Annotated in this window: 16 protein-coding genes; all 16 read right to left on the reverse strand. The window is 66.0% G+C overall.

Translation table 11 applies throughout. From position 1 onward, the window contains the following. Positions 1-32 precede the first annotated feature (32 nt). Complete coding sequence (gene ureC, locus AC1RL5_RS20030; RefSeq protein WP_041115656.1) at positions 33-1,733, reverse strand: urease subunit alpha; 1,701 nt, start codon at positions 1,731-1,733, stop codon at positions 33-35. Positions 1,734-1,841: 108 nt separating this feature from the next. Continuing rightward, entirely contained in the window at positions 1,842-2,147 is a 306-nt protein-coding gene (locus AC1RL5_RS20035) for an urease subunit beta (protein WP_492589542.1), read from the reverse strand. Continuing rightward, a complete protein-coding gene (locus tag AC1RL5_RS20040; protein WP_011059001.1) occupies positions 2,144-2,677 on the reverse strand; it encodes a GNAT family N-acetyltransferase in 534 nt (177 codons plus the stop codon). The genes AC1RL5_RS20035 and AC1RL5_RS20040 overlap by 4 nt, the downstream gene beginning before the upstream one ends. A gap of 7 nt (positions 2,678-2,684) precedes the next feature. Continuing rightward, positions 2,685-3,218 (reverse strand): GNAT family N-acetyltransferase, encoded by a 534-nt coding sequence (locus AC1RL5_RS20045; RefSeq protein ID WP_011059002.1) that lies wholly within the window; start codon positions 3,216-3,218, stop codon positions 2,685-2,687. A 9-nt stretch (positions 3,219-3,227) separates the two neighbouring features. Beyond that, positions 3,228-3,530, reverse strand: a complete 303-nt coding sequence (gene ureA, locus AC1RL5_RS20050) for an urease subunit gamma (RefSeq protein ID WP_011059003.1) — start codon at positions 3,528-3,530, stop codon at positions 3,228-3,230. Positions 3,531-3,587: 57 nt separating this feature from the next. Beyond that, the gene (locus tag AC1RL5_RS20055; protein ID WP_093406820.1) at positions 3,588-4,427 is read right to left on the reverse strand and encodes an urease accessory protein UreD; all 840 of its coding nucleotides are present in this window, start codon (positions 4,425-4,427) and stop codon (positions 3,588-3,590) included. A 30-nt stretch (positions 4,428-4,457) separates the two neighbouring features. Beyond that, positions 4,458-5,156, reverse strand: a complete 699-nt coding sequence (gene urtE, locus AC1RL5_RS20060; RefSeq protein WP_072452011.1) for an urea ABC transporter ATP-binding subunit UrtE — start codon at positions 5,154-5,156, stop codon at positions 4,458-4,460. A gap of 103 nt (positions 5,157-5,259) precedes the next feature. Continuing rightward, positions 5,260-6,120 carry an urea ABC transporter ATP-binding protein UrtD gene (urtD, locus tag AC1RL5_RS20065; RefSeq protein WP_011059006.1) on the reverse strand — a complete coding sequence of 287 codons (861 nt, stop codon included), beginning with the start codon at positions 6,118-6,120 and terminating at the stop codon, positions 5,260-5,262. Then, a complete protein-coding gene (urtC, locus tag AC1RL5_RS20070) occupies positions 6,117-7,196 on the reverse strand; it encodes an urea ABC transporter permease subunit UrtC (RefSeq protein ID WP_015633971.1) in 1,080 nt (359 codons plus the stop codon). The genes urtD and urtC overlap by 4 nt, the downstream gene beginning before the upstream one ends. Beyond that, positions 7,196-8,698, reverse strand: a complete 1,503-nt coding sequence (gene urtB / locus AC1RL5_RS20075) for an urea ABC transporter permease subunit UrtB (RefSeq protein ID WP_207239969.1) — start codon at positions 8,696-8,698, stop codon at positions 7,196-7,198. Before urtB ends, urtC begins: the two co-directional genes overlap by 1 nt. 147 nt (positions 8,699-8,845) lie before the next feature. Next, positions 8,846-10,111, reverse strand: coding sequence for an urea ABC transporter substrate-binding protein (gene urtA / locus AC1RL5_RS20080; protein ID WP_019094029.1), 1,266 nt, complete (start codon positions 10,109-10,111; stop codon positions 8,846-8,848). Between the two features lie 225 nt (positions 10,112-10,336). Next, complete coding sequence (locus AC1RL5_RS20085) at positions 10,337-10,636, reverse strand: 7(1) septoil knot domain-containing protein (RefSeq protein WP_015633974.1); 300 nt, start codon at positions 10,634-10,636, stop codon at positions 10,337-10,339. A 149-nt stretch (positions 10,637-10,785) separates the two neighbouring features. After that, positions 10,786-11,796 (reverse strand): FecCD family ABC transporter permease, encoded by a 1,011-nt coding sequence (locus AC1RL5_RS20090; RefSeq protein WP_011059011.1) that lies wholly within the window; start codon positions 11,794-11,796, stop codon positions 10,786-10,788. Further along, the gene (locus AC1RL5_RS20095; RefSeq protein ID WP_123577366.1) at positions 11,793-12,752 is read right to left on the reverse strand and encodes an ABC transporter substrate-binding protein; all 960 of its coding nucleotides are present in this window, start codon (positions 12,750-12,752) and stop codon (positions 11,793-11,795) included. Before AC1RL5_RS20095 ends, AC1RL5_RS20090 begins: the two co-directional genes overlap by 4 nt. After that, positions 12,749-13,537, reverse strand: coding sequence for an ABC transporter ATP-binding protein (locus tag AC1RL5_RS20100; RefSeq protein ID WP_053156130.1), 789 nt, complete (start codon positions 13,535-13,537; stop codon positions 12,749-12,751). Before AC1RL5_RS20100 ends, AC1RL5_RS20095 begins: the two co-directional genes overlap by 4 nt. Positions 13,538-13,578: 41 nt before the next feature. Then, complete coding sequence (locus AC1RL5_RS20105) at positions 13,579-15,708, reverse strand: TonB-dependent receptor (protein ID WP_492589543.1); 2,130 nt, start codon at positions 15,706-15,708, stop codon at positions 13,579-13,581. Positions 15,709-15,729 lie beyond the last annotated feature (21 nt).

Here is a 15,729-nt window from a genome sequence, read left to right on the forward strand (position 1 = left end):
CAGCAGCCACTCTGCCCAGTGGTGGGCCGGTCCTAGAACAGGAAGTAGCGCTGGGCCATGGGCAGCACGTCCGCCGGTTCGCACCACAGCAGAACGCCATCAGCCTTGACCTGATAGGTCTGCGGGTCGACTTCGATATCCGGCAGGTAGTCGTTGTGGATCAGGTCGGTTTTCTGCACGTTGCGACAGCCCTTGACCACGGCGATGCGTTTTTTCAGCCCCAACTGCTCCGGCACCCCGGCCTCCAGTGCGGCCTGGCTGATGAAGGTCAGGCTGGTGGCGTGACGGCTGCCGCCGAAGCTGGCGAACATCGGCCGGTAGTGCACCGGCTGCGGGGTCGGGATCGAGGCGTTGGCGTCGCCCATCAGGCTGGCGGCAATGGCCCCGCCCTTGAGGATCAGGCTCGGCTTGACCCCGAAGAACGCCGGGCGCCAGAGCACCAGGTCGGCCCACTTGCCCACTTCGACGGAGCCCACCTCATGGCTGATGCCGTGGGTGATCGCCGGGTTGATGGTGTACTTGGCGATGTAGCGCTTGACCCGGAAGTTGCTGTTGCCCGGGCCATCCCCCGGCAGCGGGCCGCGCTGCTTGTGCATCTTGTCGGCGGTCTGCCAGGTGCGGGTCACCACTTCGCCGACCCGGCCCATGGCCTGGCTGTCGGAGCTGATCATGGAGAAGGCCCCGAGGTCGTGGAGGATGTCCTCGGCGGCAATGGTCTCCCGGCGGATGCGGCTTTCGGCGAAGGCCACGTCCTCGGCGATGCTCGGGTCCAGGTGATGGCAGACCATCAGCATGTCCAGGTGTTCGTCGATGGTGTTGCGGGTGAAGGGGCGGGTCGGGTTGGTGGAGCTGGGCAGCACGTTGGCCAGGCCGCAGGCCTTGATGATGTCCGGGGCATGGCCGCCGCCGGCGCCTTCGGTGTGGTAGGTGTGGATGGTGCGGCCCTTGAAGGCGCCCAGGGTGGTTTCGACGAAGCCCGATTCATTGAGGGTGTCGGTGTGGATCGCCACCTGCACGTCGTACTCATCGGCCACGCTCAGGCAGTTGTCGATGCTGGCCGGGGTGCTGCCCCAGTCCTCGTGCAGCTTGAGGCCGATGGCCCCGGCCTTGACCTGTTCGATCAGCGGCTCGGGCAGGCTGGCGTTGCCCTTGCCGGTAAAGCCGATGTTCATGGCGAAGGCGTCCGCCGCCTGGAGCATGCGCGCCATGTGCCAGGGTCCGGAGGTGCAGGTGGTGGCGTTGGTCCCGGTGGCAGGTCCCGTGCCGCCACCGATCATGGTGGTGACGCCGCTCATCAGCGCCTCTTCGATCTGCTGCGGGCAGATGAAGTGGATATGGGTGTCGATGCCGCCGGCGGTGAGGATCATGCCCTCACCGGCGATGACCTCGGTGCTGGCGCCGATGGCGATGTTCACGTCGGGCTGGATGTCCGGATTGCCGGCCTTGCCGATGGCGGCGATGCGCCCGTCCTTGAGGCCGACGTCGGCCTTGACGATGCCCCAGTGGTCGATGATCAGGGCGTTGGTGATCAGGGTGTCCACCACCTCGGCGGCCAGCAACTGGCTCTGGCCCATACCGTCACGGATCACCTTGCCGCCGCCGAACTTCACTTCTTCACCGTAGGTGGTGAAATCCTTCTCCACTTCGATCCACAGCTCGGTGTCGGCCAGCCGCACCTTGTCGCCCACGGTGGGGCCGAACATGTCGGCGTAGGCTTCACGGGAAATCTTCATCGCAGCTCCTTACAAAAACAGGTCTTGCAGGAGCCGGCTTGCCGGCGAAGGGGCCCGAAAGACCGCATTCGCCGGAAAGCTGGCTCCTACGTGCGTAGGGTCGAGGGATCAGAGGTCGCCCATGATCCGCCCGGCGAAGCCGAATACCCGGCGCTTGCCGGCCAGTTCCACCAGTTCCACTTCCCGGGTCTGGCCCGGTTCGAAGCGCACCGCGGTGCCGGCGGCGATGTTCAGGCGCATGCCGCGGCTGGCGGCTCGGTCGAAGGTCAAGGCGTCGTTGCTTTCGAAGAAGTGGTAGTGGGAGCCGACCTGGATTGGCCGGTCGCCGCTGTTGGATACGTTCAGGCGCAGGGTGCGGCGCCCGGCGTTGAGTTCGATCTCGCCGGGCTGGATCTGGTATTGGCCAGGAATCATAGGGGTTGTCCCAGGGTCTTGAAGTAGATGGCGGTGGCGGTATAGGTGCCGTCCGGGCTCTGGCAGTAGTTGGGCAGTTCGCCGACCCGGGTATAGCCCAGGGCGCGGTAGAACTCTTCCGCCGCGGAGCCGGCCTCGGTGTCCAGGTACAGCAGCCCGCGCTTGTGCTGGCGGGCGGCCTGTTCCAGGGCATTCATCAACTGCTGGCCCAGGCCGCGGCGGCGGGCGCTGTGCAGGACCTGGAGTTTCTGCACCTCGGCGCGGTTGCGCCCGTTGGCCTTCATGCACAGGGCCAGTTGCACGCTGGCCAGGACTTTCTCGTCGCGTACCACCACCCACAACAGCAGGCTGCCGTCCTCGACCCCGGCCTGCACGCTGCTGAGGTAGCTGCGGGCCTGGCTGTCGTCGAGATCGGCCATGAAGCCGATGGACGCACCATGCTGCACCGAGTCCAGCAGCAACTCGATCAGTCCCTGACGGTAATGGGCAAAGCTTTCTCCATGGACAAGGCGCAGTTGGGCGGCGTTCATCGAGATTTCACTCCTTGTGCGGGGCGGGCGGTTGCGCCCCGGGGTTGAGAATCAGCTGCATGAAGGTCAGGTCCAGCCAGCGCCCGAACTTGGTGCCCACCTGAGGCATCTGCCCGGTGCTGATGAACCCCAGGCGCTCATGCAGACGGACCGAGGCGCTGTTGCCGCTCTCGATGGCGGCCACCATCACGTGCTTGCCACAGCCCCGGGCGCGCTCCAGCAGCACCGCCATCAACTGCGGGCCCAGGCCGTTGCCGCGCTGGTCGCTGCGCACATAGACCGAATGTTCCACGGTGTGACGGAAGCCGTCGAAAGGCCGCCAGTCGCCGAAGGAAGCGTAGCCGAGCACCTGCTCCTCGGCGTTGATGATCACCAGGATCGGATAGCCCTGGGCCTGGCGTGCACTGAACCAGGCCTGGCGGTTGCCCAGGTCTACCGGTTGCTCATTCCAGATCGCCGTGGTGTTGAGCACGGCGTCGTTGTAGATGTCGCGGATCGCCGGCAGGTCGGCATGCAGGGCATCGCGGATGCGATAGGTCATGGCACGGCCTCAGGCGATGGGTTGGTGAACGGTGACCAGCTTGGTGCCGTCGGGAAAGGTGGCTTCCACCTGGATGTCCGGGATCATCTCCGGGATGCCTTCCATCACCTGCTCGCGGCTGAGCAGGGTGGTGCCGTAGTGCATCAGTTCGGCCACGGTCTGCCCGTCCCGGGCGCCTTCGAGCAGCGCCGCGGAGATATAGGCCATGGTTTCCGGGTAGTTGAGCTTGAGGCCGCGGGCCAGTCGCCGCTCGGCCACCAGGCCGGCGGTGAAGATCAGCAGCTTGTCTTTTTCGCGTGGGGTCAGATCCATCGTGGTCAATCCGTTGTCAGGCAGTAGAAAAAGGTGCAGTGGAAAAGGGCATGGGGGTCAGGTGTTCCAGATTCTGGGTGGCCTGGCTTCGCGGCCCAGCAGCGCCGGGCGCAGCAGGCGCCACAGCTCGATCAGCCAGGCCCGGGCCTGCAGAGCTTCGCTGGCCAGGCAGCGGGCCACCAGCAGGCCCGGCAGTTGGCTCAGGTCGCCGCGTACCGGGTGCGCCAGGGCGCGGCAGCGTTCCAGCAGTTCGCCGTCGATTTCACCGGTCACCAGCAAGGTGGCGAACACCGGCTGCCCATCCAGGCCGATGGGGGAATCCAGCAGGCCGTCGCCACCGCCGATGCGCTGGCGTTCATGCCACAGCGGCCGGCCGTCGCGGTACAGGTCCAGGTGGGCCTGGAAATGGCCCTGCTCGAACCGCTCGCCACTGGCCGGGCGACCCAGGGCAATGATGTCCCAGTAGAACAGCCGGGCATCGCCCTGCAATTCGATGCGGGTCGTGAGTTCGGCCTGGGCAGCGCTGAAGACGATGGTTTCCTGGGGCAGCCACTCCAGGGTCGCGCCCGGCGCTACCTCCAGGCTCAGGGCCTGGCTGGCCGGGCCGGTGGCGCGATACCACTTGGCTGCCCCGGGGCTGGTCAACTGGGCCCAGGCACCGCTGTCGACCCGGGCGCTGATGGCCAGCCGATCACCGCCGGCAATGCCGCCGGGCGGGTGGACGATGATGTGCTGGCAAACCTCGGGGCCCTCGGCATACAGGTGCTTCTGCACCCGCAGCGGGCCCAGGTGGCGGCGCAGCACCGGGCGCGTGGTGGCGCCGCAACGGGCATAGGCCAGCTCCAGTTCGGCGTGCCAGCTGGGAGTGAACAGGGCGGTGGCGGCAGGTAGGTTCATGCTGGGTCGTTATCGTTAGGAGGCTACAGATTAGATCGTAACCAGGCCGCGTACACCCTCGGCCTGCATATTTTCGCCGCGGCCCTGCTGGATGATTTCCCCCCGGGACATCACCAGGTACTGGTCGGCCAGTTCGGCGGCAAAGTCGTAGAACTGCTCCACCAGCAGGATCGCCATGTCGCCCCGGGCCGCGAGCTTGCTGATCACCGCGCCGATCTCCTTGATCACCGAGGGCTGGATGCCTTCGGTGGGCTCATCGAGGATCAGCAGGCGCGGGCGGCTGGCCAGGGCCCGGCCGATGGCCAGTTGTTGCTGCTGGCCGCCGGAGAGATCGCCGCCACGGCGCTGCTTCATCTGCAACAGCACCGGGAACAGTTCGTAGATGAAGGCCGGCACTTCCCTGGCCTGGGAGCCGGGGAAGCGGGCCAGGCCCATCAGCAGGTTTTCCTCCACGGTCAGGCGGCCGAAGATTTCCCGGCCCTGGGGCACGTAGGCGATCCCGGCGTGGACGCGCTGATGGGGCTTGTAGCCGGTGATGCCCCGGCCCTCCCAGTTGACCGCGCCCTCCTTGGCCGGCAGCAGGCCCATCAGGCACTTGAGCAGGGTGGTCTTGCCCACGCCGTTGCGCCCCAGCAGGCAGGTGACTTCACCGATCCGGGCCTCGAAGCTCAGGCCGCGCAGGATGTGGCTACCGCCGTAGTATTGGTGCAGCTTGTCGACTTGGAGCATGGTCGGGTACTCGAATTTTGTGGGGATTGCGGGGTGGTCTTCGCTGGCCAGCCAGCTCCTGCGGGAGGGGTAGGAGCCTGCTTGCCGGCGAACGACGGTTGCGCTAACGGCCGAGGTACACCTCGATCACCCGTTCGTTTTCCTGCACCTGTTCCAGGGAGCCTTCGGCCAGCACGCTGCCCTGGTGCAGCACGGTGACGTGGTCGGCAATCGAGCCGACAAAGCCCATGTCGTGTTCCACCACCATCAGCGAGTGCTTGCCCGCCAGGGTCTTGAACAGCTCGGCGGTAAATTCGGTCTCGGCGTCGGTCATGCCCGCCACCGGTTCGTCCAGCAACAGCAGTTGCGGGTCCTGCATCAGCAGCATGCCGATCTCCAGAAACTGCTTCTGGCCGTGGGACAGCAGGCCCGCCTGGCGTTGGGCCGAAGGGCTCAGGCGAATGGTCTCCAGCACCTGGGCGATGCGGTCCTGCTGTTCTGTGCTCAAGCGTGCCCCGAGGCTGGCCCACACCGACTTGTCGGTCTTCTGCGCCAGTTCCAGGTTCTCGAACACGCTCAGGGCCTCGAACACCGTGGGTTTCTGGAACTTGCGGCCGATCCCGGCCTGGGCGATCTGCACTTCGCTCATCAGGGTCAGGTCCAGGGTTTCTCCGAACCAGGCCTTGCCCCGGGAGGGGCGGGTCTTGCCGGTGATCACGTCCATCAGGGTGGTCTTGCCGGCGCCGTTGGGGCCGATGATGCAGCGCAACTCGCCGACACCGATGTACAGGTTGAGGTCGTTGAGCGCCTTGAAACCATCGAAGCTGACGCTGATGTCCTCCAGGGTCAGGATGGTGCCGTGGCGGGTGTTGAGGCCCTTGCCGGCGGCGTGGCCAAGGCCGATGGCGTCGCGGCTGGTGCCGGCGTCCTTGTTGGTGTCGAGAATGGGTTCGAGCATGAAGTCCGCCGTTGCTGTGACTCTCATTGTTCACCTCGTTTGTTCAGCAGGCCGATCACGCCCTTGGGCAGGTACAGGGTCACGACGATGAACAGCGCACCGAGGAAGAACAGCCAGTATTCGGGAAAGGCCACGGTGAACCAGCTCTTCATGCCGTTGACCACACCGGCCCCCAGCAGCGGGCCGATCAGCGTGCCGCGCCCGCCCAGGGCGACCCACACGGCGGCCTCGATGGAGTTGGTGGGGGACATTTCGCTGGGGTTGATGATGCCCACCTGGGGCACGTACAGGGCCCCGGCCAGGCCGCACAGCACGGCGCTCAGGACCCAGACGAAGAGCTTGAAGCCGCGCGGGTCGTAGCCGCAGAACATCAGGCGGTTCTCGGCGTCGCGCAGGGCCGTCAGCACCCGGCCGAACTTGCTTCGGGCCAGGCGCCAGCCCAGGTACAGGCTGCCCACCAGCAGCGCCACCGTGGCCAGGAACAGCACCGCCCGAGTGCCCGGTTCGGTGATACCGAAGCCCAGGATGCTGCGGAAGTTGGTAAAGCCGTTGTTGCCGCCAAAGCCGGTCTCGTTGCGAAAGAACAGCAGCATCCCGGCGAAGGTCAGGGCCTGGGTCATGATCGAGAAGTACACGCCCTTGATCCGCGAGCGGAAGGCGAAGAAGCCGAACACCAGGGCCAGCAGCCCCGGGGCCAGCACCACCAGGCACAGGGCCCAGAGGAAATGCTCGGTGCCGGCCCAGTACCAGGGCAGTTCGCTCCAGGAAAGGAAGGTCATGAAGGCCGGCAGGCCATCCCCGGCGGCCTGGCGCATCAGGTACATGCCCATGGCGTAGCCGCCCAGGGCGAAGAACAGGCCGTGGCCCAGGGACAGCAGCCCGGCGTAGCCCCAGACCAGGTCCAGGGCCAGGGCGACGATGGCGTAGCAGAGGATCTTGCCCACCAGGGTCAGGGTGTAGGCCGAGACCTGCAGCGGGTGGTCCGCCGGTAGCAGCGACAGCAGCGGCAGGGCCAGTAGCACCAGGAGCAGCAACGCCCCGACGGTGATCGTGACCCTGGGCCCGGCTTTCTGGGTGGCGGTAATGAGCAGTGGTTGATTCATCAGTCGATCACCCGTCCTTTCAGTGCGAAGAGTCCCTGCGGGCGTTTCTGGATAAACAGAATGATCAGCGCAAGGATCAGGATCTTGCCGAGCACGGCGCCGATCTGCGGTTCGAGGATCTTGTTCGCCACCCCCAGGCCGAAGGCCGCCAGCACGCTGCCGGCCAGTTGCCCGACCCCGCCGAGTACCACCACCAGGAACGAGTCGATGATGTAGCTCTGGCCCAGGTCCGGGCCGACGTTGCCGATCTGGCTCAGGGCCACGCCGCCCAGGCCCGCAATGCCCGAGCCGAGGCCGAAGGCGAGCATGTCCACGCGCCCGGTGGGCACGCCGCAGCAGGCAGCCATGTTGCGGTTCTGGGTCACCGCGCGCACGTTCAGGCCCAGGCGGGTCTTGTTCAGCAGCAGCCAGGTGAGCACCACGATAAACAGCGCGAAGGCGATGATCACGATGCGGTTGTAGGGCAGTACCAGGTTGGGCAGCACCTGGATGCCGCCGGACAGCCAGGCCGGGTTCGCCACTTCGACGTTCTGCGCGCCGAACAGCAGGCGCACCAGCTGGATCAGCATCAGGCTGATGCCCCAGGTGGCCAGCAGGGTTTCCAGGGGCCGGCCGTAGAGGTGGCGGATCACCGTGCGCTCCAGGGCCATGCCGATCCCGGCGGTGACGAAAAACGCCACCGGCAGCGCCAGCAGTGGGTAGTACTCGATGGCTTGCGGGGCGTAGCGCTGGAACAGCAACTGCACCACATAGGTGGCGTAGGCGCCGAGCATCAGCATCTCGCCGTGGGCCATGTTGATCACCCCCAGCAGGCCGAAGGTGATGGCCAGCCCCAGGGCCGCCAGTAGCAGGATCGAACCCAGGGACAGGCCGCTGAAGGCCTGGCCCAGCACTTCGCCCACCAGTAGCTTGCGCTTGACCTGGGCCAGGCTGGTTTCGGCCGCGGTGCGTACCGCGGCATCGGCTTCGACCCCGGGTTCGAGCAGGCCTTCGAGGCGGGTGCGGGCCAGCGGGTCGCCGGTTTCCCCCAGCAGGCGCACGGCGGCCAGGCGCACCGCCGGGTCGCTGTCCACCAGTTGCAGGTTGGCCAGGGCCAGGCTCAGGGCATCGTGCACGTCGGGGGCTTGCTCGGCGGCCAGTCGGGCATCGAGGAATTTCAGTTGCGCCGGCTTGGCGCTTTTCTGCAGTTGGCGGGCGGCGGCCAGACGGCTGTTGGCGTCGCTGGCGAGCAACTGGTGGCTGGCCAGGGCGCTGTCGATCAGGCCCCGCAGGCGGTTGTTCAGGCGCAGGGTTCTGCTTTCGCCGGCGATGTTCAACTGGCCCTGCTGCAGGGCGTTGAGCAGTTCCAGGCGCGCCGGGTCGGGCTGCGCGGCCCAGGTTTCCAGGAGCCGGGCCTGCTCGCCGGAGTTGCCGGCGACGAAGTCTTCGGCATCCCCGGCCTGGGCCGTCCATGGCAGTAACAGCAGGCCGGCGAGGATCAAACGGTAGAGGGCAGTGGGCATATCGGTGTCCTTGAAAGCGCCCGGATAACCTGTAGGAGCGAGCTCGCTCGCGATCCGCGCAGCGGCCAGCCGGGCGGTTTTCGTTGGAGGTCCTGCGGACCTCGTCGCGAGCAAGCTCGCTCCTACGGGGAAGGCGTCAGGTTCGGATCAGTTGCTCTTGACCGCGTAGTCCGGCTTCTTGTCGTTGCCCGGGATGAACGGGCTCCAGGGCTGGGCACGGATCGGGCCTTCGGTCTGCCAGACCACGTTGAACTGACCGTCGGGCTGGATCTCGCCGATCATCACCGGCTTGTGCAGATGGTGATTGGTCTTGTCCATGGTCAGGGTGTAGCCCGAAGGGGCGGCGAAGGTCTGCCCGGCCAGGGCCTCGCGAACCTTGTCGACATCGGTGGACTTGGCTTTCTCCACGGCCTGGGCCCACATGTGGATGCCGACGTAGGTGGCTTCCATCGGGTCGTTGGTCACCGCCTTGTCCGCGCCCGGCAGGTTCTTGGCCTTGGCGTAGGCTTTCCAGGCGGCGACGAACTTCTGGTTCACCGGGTTATCCACCGACTCGAAGTAGTTCCAGGCCGCGAGGTTGCCCACCAGTGGCTTGGTATCGATGCCGCGCAGTTCTTCCTCGCCCACCGAGAAGGCCACCACCGGCACGTCGGTGGCTTTCAGGCCCTGGTTGGCCAGTTCCTTGTAGAAGGGCACGTTGGAGTCACCGTTGACCGTGGAGATCACCGCAGTCTTGCCACCGGCGGAGAACTTCTTGATGTTGGCGACGATGGTTTGATAGTCGCTGTGGCCGAACGGGGTGTAGACCTCTTCGATGTCCTTGTCGGCCACGCCCTTGGAGTGCAGGAACGAACGCAGGATCTTGTTGGTGGTGCGCGGGTAGACGTAGTCGGTGCCCAGGAGGAAGAAGCGCTTGGCGCTGCCGCCGTCCTCGCTCATCAGGTATTCCACCGCCGGGATCGCCTGCTGGTTCGGCGCGGCGCCGGTGTAGAAGACGTTGGGCGACATCTCTTCGCCTTCGTACTGCACCGGGTAGAACAGCAGGCCGTTGAGCTCCTCGAACACCGGCAGCACCGACTTGCGCGACACCGAGGTCCAGCAGCCGAATACCACCGCCACCTTGTCCTGGGTCAGCAACTGGCGGCCCTTCTCGGCGAACAGCGGCCAGTTCGAGGCCGGGTCCACCACCACCGGCTCCAGCAGCTTGCCGTTGACCCCGCCCTTGGCGTTGATTTCGTCGATGGTCATCAGCGCCATGTCCTTGAGGGACGTTTCGGAGATCGCCATGGTGCCCGACAGCGAGTGCAGGATCCCCACCTTGATGGTTTCGGCGGCCTGGACGGTCCAGGTCATGCCCATCGCGGCAATGCTTGCCGTGAGAGTGAAAGCCTTGAGCAAACTACGACGCTTCATTGTGCGATCTCCATGAACTCTTGATTTTTCAGGTGGTAGATGCGGACTGCTGAAGGGCTGTTTTGCAAGGGGTGTGCCGAGTCGGCGCAAGGCATGAAAACGTCGCTTTAACGGCGCGGGCGGGGGAGGTGATGCCCCAAGACGAGGCTTGGGCAAGGGGCTGGTGCGTCGGGGGGCGTCATTGTGGTGCTGCCGCTGGGCGGCAGCCGTGGCCTGGGGGTGGCTTCAGTTCACGCCCGGGAAGGAATCGACATATTTGATGGTGAAGTCGGGAAAGGAGTCGACGATCTGGATCTTGTAGTCGGGAAAACTGTTGACGATTTTCCACTTGCCCGGCGCGTCGGCGAAGGAGTTGACCTGCTTCACCTTCAGGTCGGGGAAGGAGTTCACCACCTTGACCTTGTAGTCGGGGAAGCTGTTGACGATCTGGATGTTGCCGTAGATTTTCGAGACGTCGACAGAGGTGTCGGCCACAGCGCCAAGGGAGGTGCCGAGCAGCAAGGCCAAGAGTGCGGTTCTGAACATGAGACTCATCCTGAGAGATCCAAGCGCGCGATCTTAAAGCAAGGGCGACGATTGTAGGAGCTGGCTGGCCAGCGAAGAGGCCCTTGAACCTGGCACAAGGCCTACGGGCGCCTTCGCCGGCAAGCCGGCTCCTACAGAGGCGGGCACAGTCAGCGGCGGCGCATCAGGCCGATGAAGAACACCCCGCCGATGGCCGCGGTGGCCACGCCGATGGGCAGGTCCTCGGGGGCGATCAGGGTGCGCGCAGCCACATCCACCCAGACCAGGAACACGCTGCCCAGCAGTACGCACACCGGCAGCAGCCGGCGGTGTTCGGCGCCCACCAGGCGCCGGGCAATGTGCGGCACCATCAGCCCGACAAAACCGATGGAGCCGCTGATGGACACCAGCACTCCGGTCATCAGCGAGGCAATCAGGAACACCTTCAGGCGCACATTGCGCGCGTTCAGGCCCAGGGTCACGGCGGTCTGCTCGCCGGCCATCAGGGCGTTCAGCGGGCGTGCCATGCCCAGCAGCAACACCAGCCCCAGCAGCACGCTGGCGGCGGGGATCGCCAGCAGTTCCCAGCGCGCCAGGCCCAGGCCGCCGAGCATCCAGAACATCACTGCGGAGCTGGCGCGGTGGTCGCCCATGAACAGCAGCAGGTTGGCCGCGGCCATCATCACGAACGACACCGCCACCCCGCACAGCAACAGCCGGTCGCTGTCCAGGCGGCCGTTGCGGGCGGCGATCCCCAGCACCAGCGCCATGCTCAGCAGGGCGCCGACAAAGGCCGCCAGGGGCAGGGTCAAAAGCCCGATGACCTGGCCCAGGTGCAGCACCACGATCACCGCGCCGAGGGTGGCGCCGGAGGTCACCCCCAGCAGGTGCGGGTCGGCCAGCGGGTTGCGGGTCACCGCCTGCAGCACCGCGCCGATCAGTGCCAGCCCGGCACCCACCAGGGCCCCCAGGAGCATGCGCGGCACGCGGATCAGCCAGACGATGTGCTCCTGGCCCGGGCTCCAGTCCACAACGCCCAGGCCCAGGGCCTTGTGCAACAGAATGCGCCCCACCACCTCCACCGGCACCCGCGCCGGGCCAAAGCCCAGGGACACCACGCAGGACGCCAGCAGCAGGGCGCCCAGGGCCATCAACAGTGCGGCATAGCGGGGACTGGTCATTCGCCGTGGAAACCCTTGGCCAGGGTTTCCACCGCCAGCACGTTGTCGATGCCCGGCGTGGCCTGCACATAGGGGATGACGATGAAGCGCTGGTTCTTGATCGCATCGACTCCTTGCAGGGCCTTGTTGTTCAGCAGGAACTGCTGCTTCTGCTCGGCGCTGACTTCGCTGTAGTCGACGATCACGATCACCTGCGGGTTGCGCTCGACCACGGTTTCCCAGTTGACCCGGGTCCAGCTGGCGTCGACGTCATCGAGGATATTGCGCCCGCCGGCCGCGTCGATCAGGGCCTGGGGCATGCCCAGGCGGCCCGAGGTCATGGCCCGGTCTTCGCCGCTGTCATAGAGGAATACCCGCGGCTTGTCCCTGGGCAGGTCCTTCTGTACCTGGGCCACCTGCTCCTGCATCCGGGCGATCAGGGCGTTGGCGCGATCCTGCACGTCGAAGATCCGCCCGAGGTTACGCAGGTCGGTGTAGGTGTCCTCGAGGCTGGCGGCCGGGCGCTTCATCACGAAGGCGCAGGACTCGGTCAGCTCGTAGACGTTGATCCCCAGCGGCGCCAGGGTCTGTGGCGTGAGGTCGCCGCCCACGCGCATGCCGTAGTCCCAGCCGGCGAAAAAGAAGTCGACGTTGGCATTGAGCAGGGTTTCCACCGACGGGTACTTGGCCGCCAGTTCCGGCAGGCCGTCGAGCAGGGCGCTCATCTGCGGGGTCACGGCCTTCCAGCCGCTGATCCCGCTGTAGCCCACCATGCGTGGCTTGAGCCCCAGGGCGAGCATCATCTGGGTCATGTTGATGTCATGGCTGAGGGCATGTTTCGGTGCTTGCTTGAAGGTCACTTCGCGGTCGCAGCTGGTGATGGTCAGCGGGTAATGGGTGGCCTCGGCGAAGGCCTGGGCGGCCCCCAGAGACAGGGCCAGGAACAGGCTGGAGCGAAGCAGGGAGCGCAAGGTCATGGTTGGGTGATCCAGGTGATTCGTGGGTAGCCGGACAGGGGATGGGCGTCGATCAGCGCCTCGACGCCGAAGACGTTGCGCAGCAACTCGACGGTGAGCACCTCGCCGGGCGTGCCGCTGGCGACGATGCGCCCGTGGTCGAGGACATACAGGCGGTCGCAGAAGGCTGCGGCCAGGTTCAGGTCGTGGATGCTCGCCAGGGTACCGATGCCCAGGCGCTTGACCCGCTGCAGCAACTCCAGCTGGTAGCGCGGGTCGAGGTGGTTGGTGGGCTCGTCGAGGATCAGCAACTGGGGTTGCTGGGCCAGGGCGCGGGCCAGGATCACCCGCTGTTTCTCACCGCCGGACAGGGTGGCGAAGGCGTGGTCCTCGAAGCCCAGCAGGCCCACCGATTCCAGGGCCTCGCGGGCGATGCGCCGGTCGTCCTGGGTGTCGCCGTCGAACAGGCCCTTGTGCGGGGTGCGGCCCATGGCGACCACCTCTTCCACAGTCAGGCCGAAGGCGTCGGGAAACTCCTGGAGGACCACGGCGATGCGTTGCGCGCACCAGCGCGGCGACTGCTTCCACACATTCTGATGCTCAAGCTGCACCTCGCCCTGCTGCGGCTTGCTGAAGCGATAGGCGCAGCGCAGCAGGCTGGTCTTGCCGCTGCCGTTGGGCCCGATCAGGCCGACGAACTCGCCGGCCGCCACCTGCAGGCTGGCCTCACGCAGTTGGAACTGGTGGTGGCAGTGGCCCTGGCCCAGGGGTGTCCAGGCCAGGTTGGTGAGGTTCAGCGAGGTCATGCCGTATCCGTGTGGTCCCCGCGCGGTGGCCGCAGGTGAGGTTAAAAGGTGTAGTCAGCGGTGACGAAGAACGAGCGCGGCTCGCCGAGTATCCATTGCTGGCCGTCATTGTATTGGCTTTGCGCGTACTGGCGGTCAAACAGGTTGTTCAATTGCAGGCCCAGGGTGGTGCTAGGCAGGGCTTTCCACGACAGCGCGGCATCCACCACGGTGTAGCTGGGCAACTGATTCCGGTTGGCCATGTCGGCGTAGCGTGCGTCTACGTAGCGCACTCCGGCGCCGGCCCGCAGGTCATCGTCGAGGGCCTTGCTCAGCCACAGGTTGGCGGTGCGCCGTGGCACGTCCACCGGGCGCTTGCCGTCACGGGAGACCTGCACGCCGTCGACGTCCTGCTGGAAGTCGTCGTACCGGGCGCGAACGATGGCGGCGTTGGCCTGCAGTTGCCAGGCGCGGGGCAGTTGCAGGTCCAGGCTGGCTTCCAGGCCGTTGGAGGATTGCTGGCCCACCTGCTGTTTCAGGTCCGGGTCGCCCGGGACATCGGTCAGCAGCTTCTTCTTGACGATGTGATAGGCCGCCAGGGTCCATTCGCCGCGCTGGTCCCAGAACATCTGCTTGAGGCCGATCTCGGTCTGCCTGGCGCTGGAGAGGTCGAATTGCTGCTGGCTCTTGCTCAGGGAAATCAGCCCGCCGACACCGTCGGTGCTGGTGGAGTACTGGCCATAGAGGGAGGTGTCCGGGGTCACCGCAAACACCAGCCCGGCCTTCCAGTTGTTACCGGTCAGGGTCTTGTCGCTTCGGCTGTCGTCCTTCAAGTCATCGCGATCAATATGCACGTAGTCGCGGCGCACACCGCTCACCAGGGACCAGCGCTCGCTGAGCTGCAGGCGGTTTTCGGCGAACACCGACATCTGCCTGGTGGTGGTCTTGAACTGGTCGCGGTAGGGGCTGTCGCTGGCGAAGTCGTCCGGGGCCGGGTGGTACAGGTCCACCGGCTGACCGTTGCTGAAGCTGTCGGTGAAGGGCGAGTTGCTCTTCATGTGGAAGCGGATGCGGTTGTAGTCGACCCCGGTCAGGGTCTGGCTGTCGAGGCCGAACAGTGAGTGCTTGAAGGTGAAGGTCTGGCGGTCGCCGACCTGTTCCTGCTGGTGACCGATGCCGAAGTTGCCGCTGCGGGTCAGTTGCCGGTTGGCCGGATCGTAGTTGTAGTTCTCGGCGTTCTGCCAGCGGCGCTGGGCCTTGAGGTAGTACAGCTCGTTGCTGGCACTGAGGTTGTCGGAAATCTGCCATTGGCTGGTCAGGCGGGTCCACTGGTCGTTGTAGTGCTGCTTGTCATTGCGCACGTTGTAGTTCTTGTCCCGCAGGCTCTTGTGCAAACGCCCGTCGATCAGCGGCGTGCCGAAGTCGTTCATCGGGTTCTGGTCGCCGTAGTCGTGGGCCAGGGTGAAGGCCAGGTCGTCACGGGCCTGCCAGCGCAGGGCAGCGCTGACGAAGTCGCCGGAGGAATCGCCCCGGTCGATCCAGCCGTTGCTGCGCTCGCGGTTGAGGTTGAGCCGGTAGCTCAGGGTGTCGCTCAGGGAGCCGCCGCTGTCCAGGGCCTGCTGCTGGCGATCGAAGGAGCCGTAGCCCAGGCGCAGGTGGTTTTCGATTTCGCCGCTGAACGGCTTTTTCGCAACGGTGTTGATCACCGCTCCGGTGGCGCCTTCGCCGTACAGCACCGAGGCCGGGCCGCGCAGCACGTCGACCCGCTCCACCGCCCAGGTGTCCACCGGGAAGGTCACGGTGCCCATGCCTGTGTACATGCGGTTGCCGTCATACAGCTGCATTACCGAGCTCTGCCCGGTAAAGCCCCGTGCCGACAGCGAGGTGCTGCCGTCGCCCGGGGTGCCGGTGCGGCTGATGCCGGCGCTGCGCGATACCGCGTCCTGGATGCTCCGATCGCCCCGGGCGCGGATTCGATCGCCGCTCAGGCTGTCGGTGCTGGCCGGGGTTTCCAGGGCGCTCAGGCCCAGGCGCGAACCGGCGCTGGTGGGGGTGGCCAGGCGGATGCTGTCGTCGGCTTCGCCGGCAGCGGCGGAGATGGTGCCGGTGGGCAGGGTCAGGGCGGAGCCGTCGGCCTGGGCCGGGGAAGTCAGGGCCATCAGGCAGAGGCTGGGCAGCAGGTACTTGTTCATCGGGACGGTGAATCACTTTTT

This window comes from Pseudomonas sp. GW822-FHT06D10 (assembly GCF_058799535.1).

What these genes read in the sequence shown, in the direction of transcription:
- AC1RL5_RS20105 (WP_492589543.1), bottom strand. Translation starts at nt 15,708, where the DNA reads ATGAACAAGTACCTGCTGCCCAGCCTCTGCCTGATGGCCCTGACTTCC.
- AC1RL5_RS20095 (WP_123577366.1), bottom strand. Translation starts at nt 12,752, where the DNA reads ATGACCTTGCGCTCCCTGCTTCGCTCCAGCCTGTTCCTGGCCCTGTCT.
- urtE (WP_072452011.1), bottom strand. Translation starts at nt 5,156, where the DNA reads ATGCTCCAAGTCGACAAGCTGCACCAATACTACGGCGGTAGCCACATC.
- AC1RL5_RS20055 (WP_093406820.1), bottom strand. Translation starts at nt 4,427, where the DNA reads ATGAACCTACCTGCCGCCACCGCCCTGTTCACTCCCAGCTGGCACGCC.
- AC1RL5_RS20100 (WP_053156130.1), bottom strand. Translation starts at nt 13,537, where the DNA reads ATGACCTCGCTGAACCTCACCAACCTGGCCTGGACACCCCTGGGCCAG.
- urtD (WP_011059006.1), bottom strand. Translation starts at nt 6,120, where the DNA reads ATGAGAGTCACAGCAACGGCGGACTTCATGCTCGAACCCATTCTCGAC.
- ureA (WP_011059003.1), bottom strand. Translation starts at nt 3,530, where the DNA reads ATGGATCTGACCCCACGCGAAAAAGACAAGCTGCTGATCTTCACCGCC.
- urtC (WP_015633971.1), bottom strand. Translation starts at nt 7,196, where the DNA reads ATGAATCAACCACTGCTCATTACCGCCACCCAGAAAGCCGGGCCCAGG.
- urtA (WP_019094029.1), bottom strand. Translation starts at nt 10,111, where the DNA reads ATGAAGCGTCGTAGTTTGCTCAAGGCTTTCACTCTCACGGCAAGCATT.
- AC1RL5_RS20085 (WP_015633974.1), bottom strand. Translation starts at nt 10,636, where the DNA reads ATGTTCAGAACCGCACTCTTGGCCTTGCTGCTCGGCACCTCCCTTGGC.
- AC1RL5_RS20040 (WP_011059001.1), bottom strand. Translation starts at nt 2,677, where the DNA reads ATGAACGCCGCCCAACTGCGCCTTGTCCATGGAGAAAGCTTTGCCCAT.
- AC1RL5_RS20090 (WP_011059011.1), bottom strand. Translation starts at nt 11,796, where the DNA reads ATGACCAGTCCCCGCTATGCCGCACTGTTGATGGCCCTGGGCGCCCTG.
- urtB (WP_207239969.1), bottom strand. Translation starts at nt 8,698, where the DNA reads ATGCCCACTGCCCTCTACCGTTTGATCCTCGCCGGCCTGCTGTTACTG.
- AC1RL5_RS20035 (WP_492589542.1), bottom strand. Translation starts at nt 2,147, where the DNA reads ATGATTCCTGGCCAATACCAGATCCAGCCCGGCGAGATCGAACTCAAC.
- AC1RL5_RS20045 (WP_011059002.1), bottom strand. Translation starts at nt 3,218, where the DNA reads ATGACCTATCGCATCCGCGATGCCCTGCATGCCGACCTGCCGGCGATC.
- ureC (WP_041115656.1), bottom strand. Translation starts at nt 1,733, where the DNA reads ATGAAGATTTCCCGTGAAGCCTACGCCGACATGTTCGGCCCCACCGTG.